The sequence below is a fragment of the Nocardia sp. CC227C genome (assembly GCF_030767025.1).
In the GTDB taxonomy this organism is placed as follows: domain Bacteria; phylum Actinomycetota; class Actinomycetes; order Mycobacteriales; family Mycobacteriaceae; genus Nocardia.
The window spans coordinates 86,384-93,248 of the sequence record NZ_JASITE010000024.1 but is presented as its reverse complement, the minus strand read 5'-3'; the positions used below and the strand labels follow the sequence as shown (position 1 = coordinate 93,248).

General features: G+C 68.8%; 8 protein-coding genes and 1 riboswitch. Of the genes, 7 read left to right on the top strand and 1 reads right to left on the bottom strand.

Going from position 1 to position 6,865, the window contains the following annotated elements; translation table 11 throughout:
- The first annotated feature begins 344 nt into the window (after window positions 1-344).
- From QMO76_RS32500 to QMO76_RS32480, 5 genes are all read left to right on the top strand, one after another.
- Window positions 345-833 carry a hypothetical protein gene (locus tag QMO76_RS32500; RefSeq protein WP_306365187.1) on the top strand — a complete coding sequence of 163 codons (489 nt, stop codon included), beginning with the start codon at window positions 345-347 and terminating at the stop codon, window positions 831-833.
- 64 nt (window positions 834-897) lie between these two features.
- Window positions 898-1,008: riboswitch (SAM riboswitch) on the top strand.
- 18 nt (window positions 1,009-1,026) lie between these two features.
- Window positions 1,027-1,449, top strand: a complete 423-nt coding sequence (locus QMO76_RS32495; RefSeq protein WP_306365186.1) for a rhodanese-like domain-containing protein — start codon at window positions 1,027-1,029, stop codon at window positions 1,447-1,449.
- Between the two features lie 88 nt (window positions 1,450-1,537).
- A complete protein-coding gene (locus QMO76_RS32490) occupies window positions 1,538-2,752 on the top strand; it encodes an O-succinylhomoserine sulfhydrylase (RefSeq protein WP_306365185.1) in 1,215 nt (404 codons plus the stop codon).
- 98 nt (window positions 2,753-2,850) lie between these two features.
- A complete protein-coding gene (locus QMO76_RS32485) occupies window positions 2,851-3,492 on the top strand; it encodes a type 1 glutamine amidotransferase family protein (RefSeq protein WP_306365184.1) in 642 nt (213 codons plus the stop codon).
- Window positions 3,489-3,971, top strand: coding sequence for a MarR family winged helix-turn-helix transcriptional regulator (locus QMO76_RS32480; protein ID WP_306365183.1), 483 nt, complete (start codon window positions 3,489-3,491; stop codon window positions 3,969-3,971). Before QMO76_RS32485 ends, QMO76_RS32480 begins: the two co-directional genes overlap by 4 nt.
- Window positions 3,972-4,343: 372 nt before the next feature.
- On the opposite strand, the gene QMO76_RS32475 is transcribed toward QMO76_RS32480, so the two are convergent.
- Complete coding sequence (locus QMO76_RS32475) at window positions 4,344-5,105, bottom strand: HAD-IIA family hydrolase (RefSeq protein ID WP_306365193.1); 762 nt, start codon at window positions 5,103-5,105, stop codon at window positions 4,344-4,346.
- A 124-nt stretch (window positions 5,106-5,229) separates the two neighbouring features.
- Here QMO76_RS32475 and QMO76_RS32470 point away from each other — a divergent pair, with 124 nt between their 5' ends.
- Both QMO76_RS32470 and fgd read left to right on the top strand, forming a co-directional pair.
- On the top strand, window positions 5,230-5,586 hold the full coding sequence (locus tag QMO76_RS32470) for a hypothetical protein (protein WP_306365182.1): 357 nt from the start codon (window positions 5,230-5,232) through the stop codon (window positions 5,584-5,586).
- A gap of 244 nt (window positions 5,587-5,830) precedes the next feature.
- On the top strand, window positions 5,831-6,841 hold the full coding sequence (gene fgd / locus QMO76_RS32465; RefSeq protein WP_306365181.1) for a glucose-6-phosphate dehydrogenase (coenzyme-F420): 1,011 nt from the start codon (window positions 5,831-5,833) through the stop codon (window positions 6,839-6,841).
- Window positions 6,842-6,865: the final 24 nt, after the last annotated feature.

Here is a 6,865-nt window from a genome sequence, read left to right as displayed (position 1 = left end):
GGCACCAACGATCGCGATGCGGAGCGGGCGGGTCGCTGCACTCTGTTCGGTCATCTCTTACGCGCACCCTTACGAGTCGAAATACAATCTTGCGGTCAGTCCTAGCCGTCGTTCTTAGCTTAGGCTAAGTTGACGCCCGGGCTCGAATCTCCCCGAGGCCCCCGACGCTGCAGCGTTGCTGCGCCGTACTGCTATTCCCCCCGCGCGGGCGGAGAATTCAGACGATTCTATCGGTGGGGTGGACGGCGGCCCGCCGGGGTGCGGTGAACTGGGCGGATGCCCACTGCGTCGGGTACCCGGTGTCGAGGCTCCTACACCCCCGGCTACCAGGCATGATCTACCCCATGAGTGATCGAAGCGAGCGGCCGGAGAACGCGGCCGAGCGATCGGAGAACACGGCCGATGAGGAGGCCCGACCGATCCCGATCGACCAGACCGGGACCAGGTCGATGCTGCCGTTCCTGGCCGCCGCGGGCATTATCGCGCTGGTCGTGGTGGGAATCGTGATCGCGGGCCTGGTATCCCCGGCTGAGAAGAATGTCACAGATTCCGATCGGCTGGCGGTGGCCGCCCGCAACCTCGTCGGCGCGCTGGCCGCGGACGATCCGCTGAACGGGCGCATCGTCTGCGCGGGCTTCGACGACGACCGCTCTCCGGTGCGGATCGAATCCGACGACGCCGCACCGGCTCTGGAATTCGTGCGCCTCACCGACGCCCGCGTGGACGGCGACCGCGCCACCGCCACCGTCACCGTGCGGCTCGACGGGAACGAGAGCACCTCGACCTGGAACTTCACCCGTGCCGACGACCGCTGGGTGGTCTGCGACAGCTGACCGTCCCACTACTCGGACACATGCGTTTGACAGTCGGGCGGTGGTCCGGGCAATCTCAGATCCAGGTCATGAGTACCAGCGCCAAGCCCCGGCTGGCTGGTCGGCAACCCTCCTCCGCGGTGGGGTGCTCCGGGTGACGACCTGGCCACGCACCTCGGTGCGGCAAGTGCGGATTCACAGGAGGTTTCAAGCAATGAGCTATGCGGGTGACATCACGCCACGGCAGGCGTGGGAGCTGTTGCGCGACAATCCGGAGGCGGTGCTGGTCGACGTGCGCACCGAGGCCGAATGGCGGTTCGTCGGCGTACCCGACACCGGCGGCATCGGACGGCCGACCGTGCTCATCGAATGGGTGGACGTCACCGGCTCGCCCAATACCCGGTTCACCGATCAGCTCGAGCAGGCGCTGGCCGAGCGGGACCCGAACGGCGACGCGCCCGTGATCTTCATCTGCCGGTCCGGACAGCGCTCCATCGGCGCGGCCACGGCGGCCACGGCGGTCGGCTTCACGCCCGCGTTCAACGTGGTCGATGGCTTCGAGGGCGCGCTGGACGCGCAGGGCCACCGCGGCGGCTCCGGCTGGCGCGCCGAGGGTCTGCCGTGGCGGCAGTCATGACCCGACCGATAGCGGATTCGTGTGGCGCGCCGCCGGTGCTGTGTCGGATTGCGACAGTCATGACCCGACAGGTCGATGGGAGGCAGCTGTGATCACCGGAGGCGCTTTCGACAAGCCCCTGCCCGAAGGGGTGGGCCCCGCGACCCTGGGCGTACGGGGTGGCTTGCGCCGCAGCGGTTTCGAGGAGACCTCGGAGGCGCTGTACCTGAGTTCGGGATTCGTCTACGAGAGCGCCGAGGCGGCCGAGGCGTCGTTCACCGGCGATATCGAGCACTACGTGTACTCGCGCTACGGCAACCCGACCGTCGCCATGTTCGAGGAGCGGCTGCGCCTGATCGACGGCGGCGAAGCGTGTTTCGCCACCGCGTCCGGGATGTCGGCGGTGTTCACCGCGCTGGGCGCGCTGCTCGGCGCGGGTGACCGGCTGGTCGCCGCGCGCAGCCTGTTCGGCTCGTGTTTCGTGGTGGCCAACGAGATTCTGCCGCGCTGGGGCGTGGAGACCGTCTTCGTCGACGGTGAGGACATCGACCAGTGGGAGCGGGCGCTGTCGGTGCCCACCCAGGCCGTGTTCTTCGAAACGCCGTCCAATCCGATGCAGTCGCTGGTGGATGTGCGCCGCGTGGTCGAGCTGTCGCACGCCGCGGGCGCGAAGGTGGTGCTGGACAACGTCTTCGCCACGCCGCTGCTGCAACGCGGATTCGATCTCGGCGCGGATGTGCTGGTCTATTCCGGCACCAAGCACATCGACGGCCAGGGCCGTGTGCTCGGCGGAGCCATTCTCGGGTCCAAGGACTACATCGACGGTCCCGTGAAAACCCTGATGCGCCATACCGGTCCGGCGCTGAGCCCCTTCAATGCCTGGACGCTGCTCAAGGGGCTGGAGACCATGCCGCTGCGGGTGCGCCAGGCCAATTCCTCGGCGCAGCGCATCGCGGAGTTCCTGGCGGGCAAGGATTCGGTGGCCTGGGTGAAGTACCCGTTCCTGGCCTCGCATCCGCAGTACGAGCTGGCCAAGAGTCAGATGTCGGGCGGCGGTACCGTGGTCACCTTCGAGCTGAAGGCCGGTGCCGGCGAGGCCAAGAAGCGCGCCTTCGAGGTGCTCAACCGGCTGCGCATCATCGACATCTCGAACAACCTCGGCGACGCCAAGACCCTGATCACCCATCCGGCCACCACCACGCACCGGGCCATGGGGCCGGAAGGCCGTGCGGCCGTTGGCATTACCGACGGCGTGGTCCGCGTCTCGGTGGGCCTCGAGGATGTGGAGGATCTGCTCGGCGATCTGGACCATGCGCTGAGCTGACCGTTCGGCAGCGCGCGAAACCCCGGCCGCTCGACGGGCCGGGGTTTTTCGTACTCCCGCCATTGACAGCATTCTGTCAAATATGACAGGATGCTGTCATGATGAGAACAGTGCACACGGCCGTTTACGACACCTTCGCGGATTGGGAGGTCGGCCACGCCACCGCGCACATCAACCGCGCCGCGTGGCACCGGGAGCCGGGCACCTGGCAGGTGCGCACGGTGGGGATCGGCAGCGAGGCGGTCACCTCGGCCGGTGGCATGCGGGTGGTGCCGGATGTGACGCTGGCGGAGCTGTCCCCGGCCGACAGCGCCATGCTCGTCCTGCCGGGCGCGGACACCTGGGAAACGGGTGCGCTGACCCCCTTCGCGGACAAGGCGCGCGAATTCCTGGCGGCGGGCGTGCCGGTGGCGGGCATCTGCGGGGCCACCTTCGGTTTGGCGGCGGCCGGGCTGCTGGACGAGCGGGCGCACACCAGCAATGCGGCGGAATACCTTGCCTACAGTGGTTATTCGGGCGCGGACCGGTTCGTGTACGAGCCCGCGGTCACCGACGGGGATCTGATCACGGCCACCGGCACCAGGCCGGTCGAGTTCGCGCGGGCGATCCTCGCCCGGCTCGATATCTACGAGCCGCACATTCTCGACGCCTGGTACAAGCTCTACGGCGACAACGATCCGGCCGGATTCTTCGCCCTCGCCGAGTACGAACAGAGCCGGTCGGCCGAGGCGACGGCGTGACACAGCCCCGCTCCACCGGGCGGGCGGGCGGCGAGACCCGGCGCGAACAGGAACTGTTCAGCACGGCGGCGATCACCTCGTTCAAGCTCAACGGCCAATTCCTCGCCATCGCCGAGGAGTTGGCCCGTCCGGCGGGGCTCACCGCGGCCTGGTGGCAGGTGCTGGGCGCGGTGCTGCGGGAGCCGCTGCCCGTGGCCGGGATCGCACGCGCGATGGGCATCACCCGGCAGAGCGTGCAGCGGATCGCGGACCTGCTGGTCGACAAGGGCCTCGCCGAATACCGGCCGAACCCGGCCCACCGCCGCGCCAAACTCGTCGCCCCCACGGCCGCGGGCTACGCGGCCGTCCAGCGCATCGACCCCCAGCACGCGGACATCTCGGCCCGCCTCACCGAACACCTCGGCATCGAGGAGTTCACCCGCGTGGTCGACGCGCTCACCACCCTCACGGCCGCGCTCGACGCACTCGAGCGCGAGTGAATCTCACCGGCGCGGTCGGCGATGTCCGGCAGCGATGCCCTATGAAGGTGTCGGCCACTCCTGCGGCGGCGTGCGACAACTATGCCCGGTGGATTACACCGGGAACGGCGCGCCGATGCGTGTCGGAGGATCGGCGCGATGCACTTGGACGAGTACCGGGTGGCGTTCTCGGCCGTGGCGTACCCCGGATGATCGGTATCGCGAGGTCCGCCCGAGAGCTGGTCGATCCCGACCGCCGGCAGATACCGAACAGCTGATAGCGCCGCCGCACTGTGGTGCCACAACAGGTTCGGCGCGACCGGGCGTGAACCCAGCCCCGCCCCCGCTGGACCGCTGCGGGTCGGTGCCGGGGTGCGCTGCGAGTGCCGTGCGTCAGGCCGCCGAGAACGGGTCGCGCGTGCGGCCGACCAGATCGGCGACGGAGTCGAGAATGAGGGTCGGCCGGAAGGGGAAGTCCTCCGCGGTGGCCCGGCCGGAGATGCCCGTGGTCACCAGGATGGTGCGCAGCCCGGCCTCCAGTCCGGAGATCACGTCGGTGTCCATGCGGTCGCCGATCATGACGGTGGACTGCGAATGCGCGCCGATGCGCCGCAGCGCCGAGCGCATCATGAGCGGATTGGGCTTGCCCACGTAGTAGGGCTCCTTGCCGGTGGCGCGCGTGATCAGGGCCGCGACCGAGCCGGTGGCGGGCAGTACGCCCTCACGTGACGGACCGGTGGCGTCCGGATTGGTGGCGATGAACCGCGCACCCGCCAGGATCAGCCGAATGGCGGTGGTGATGGCCTCGAACGAATAGGTGCGGGTCTCGCCGAGCACCACATAGTCCGGATCGCTGTCGGTGAGCACGTACCCGATCTCGTGCAGGGCCGTGGTGAGCCCGGATTCACCCACCACATAGGCCGTGCCATTGGGCCGCTGCTCATTGAGGAAGGTCGCCGTCGCCAGCGCCGAGGTCCAGATCGACTCCACCGGAATGTCGAGCCCGGAGTGCCGCAGCCGCGCCTGCAGATCGCGCGCGGTGTAGATGGAGTTGTTGGTGAGCACCAGGTAGGGCATGCCATTGGTGCTCAGCTCCGCCAGGAATTTGTCGGCCCCCGGCACGAGATGGTTCTCGTGCACGAGCACACCGTCCATATCGGTCAGGTAGGACAGGATCGGCTCAGCATTGGTGGTCACGAGCCAATTGTCCGCTATCGGGAGCGAATCGGCGATCAGCGCGGTGGTTACCGGGCAGTCGGGGCCGCCGTAAGCTGGAGGTATGGGTCGGTTGCTGTTCCTTGTTCTGGTCTTGGCCGTCGTGGGCCTGGCCATCTGGTGGATCTCGCGGGAGTGGTCCGGGAACGTGGAGCGGGTGGCCGATGCGAAAGCGGAGGTGAATCGGCACCTGGACCGCATGTCCGGGGAGCTGGCCCAGCTGGATCCGGAGAACGACGAGGCGCTGCGGGCCATGTCCGAGGCCGTGGACCGGCTCAATATCGCCAGGACACAGGTGGTGAAGGCCACCACGCTGGGGCAGGTGCGCGTCGCCAAGGAAACCGTGCGCGGCGGGCTGTACTTCATCCGCAAGGCCCGCGAGGCCATGGGCTTGGACCCGGGTCCGCCGCTGCCGCGGTAGCCGGAGCCCGGGCGTCGGAGCCCGCGCTGCCCGTGGCGGCGGTCGCCGAGGAGGCGCTCGGAATACCCGTTCGGGCGCGTCGGTTCGTCTCGACGGATGCGACCCTCGCCACCTCGCCGCCCATTTCTGACCTAGGGTGCGAAGTAGGCCGTTCGCGCGCCGCCACAGCCAGCGCGCCCGAGCGGCCCCGCGGGCCGAGAGAACCCGCACACACAGCGCAATACAGGCGACAGGAGTGGCGCAGGTGAAGAACCTAAAGCTCGGATACAAGGCGTCGGCGGAGCAGTTCGGCCCGCGGGAACTGGTGGAGATCGCGGTGCTGGCCGAGGAGCACGGCATGGACAGCGCCACCGTGAGCGACCACTTCCAGCCGTGGCGGCACAATGGCGGCCACGCGCCGTTCTCGCTGGCGTGGATGGCCGCCGTCGGCGAGCGCACCCGGCGCATCCAGCTCGGCACCTCGGTGCTGACCCCGACCTTCCGCTACAACCCGGCCGTCATCGCGCAGGCGTTCGCCACCATGGGCTGCCTGTACCCGGATCGCGTCATGCTCGGCGTCGGCACCGGTGAGGCGCTCAATGAGATCGCCACCGGCTACTCCGGCGAATGGCCGGAATTCAAGGAGCGTTTCGCGCGGCTGCGCGAGGCCGTGGACCTCATGCGCGCGCTGTGGACCGGTGACCGCGTGGACTTCGAGGGCCAGCACTACACCACCGTCGGCGCGTCCATCTACGACGTGCCCAAGGGCGGCATCCCGATCTACATCGCCGCGGGCGGCCCGCTGGTGGCCCGGTACGCGGGCCGCGCGGGTGACGGCTTCATCTGCACCTCCGGCAAGGGCATGGAGCTCTACACCGAGAAGCTCATGCCCGCGGTGGCCGAGGGCGCGGCCAAGGTGGGCCGAACCGCCGAGGACATCGACCGGATGATCGAGATCAAGATCTCCTACGACACCGACCCCGAACTGGCGCTGGAGAATACGCGCTTCTGGGCCCCGCTCTCGCTGACCGCCGAGCAGAAGCACTCCATCACCGACCCGATCGAGATGGAGGCCGCCGCCGACGCGCTGCCCATCGAGCAGATCGCCAAGCGATGGATCGTGGCCAGCGATCCCGACCAGGCGGTCGAGCAGATCAGGCAGTACACCGACGCGGGCCTGAACCATCTGGTCTTCCACGCTCCGGGCCACGACCAGAAGCGCTTCCTGGAGCTGTTCGAGCGTGACCTCGCCCCGCGCCTGCGCGCCCTGAGCTGAGCGCCAGCGTGGCCGACACGTCGC

Coding starts and splice junctions, on each gene's coding strand:
- QMO76_RS32500 (WP_306365187.1), top strand. CDS start 345: ATGAGTGATCGAAGCGAGCGGCCGGAGAACGCGGCCGAGCGATCGGAG.
- QMO76_RS32495 (WP_306365186.1), top strand. CDS start 1,027: ATGAGCTATGCGGGTGACATCACGCCACGGCAGGCGTGGGAGCTGTTG.
- QMO76_RS32485 (WP_306365184.1), top strand. CDS start 2,851: ATGATGAGAACAGTGCACACGGCCGTTTACGACACCTTCGCGGATTGG.
- QMO76_RS32475 (WP_306365193.1), bottom strand. CDS start 5,105: ATGGACGGTGTGCTCGTGCACGAGAACCATCTCGTGCCGGGGGCCGAC.
- QMO76_RS32470 (WP_306365182.1), top strand. CDS start 5,230: ATGGGTCGGTTGCTGTTCCTTGTTCTGGTCTTGGCCGTCGTGGGCCTG.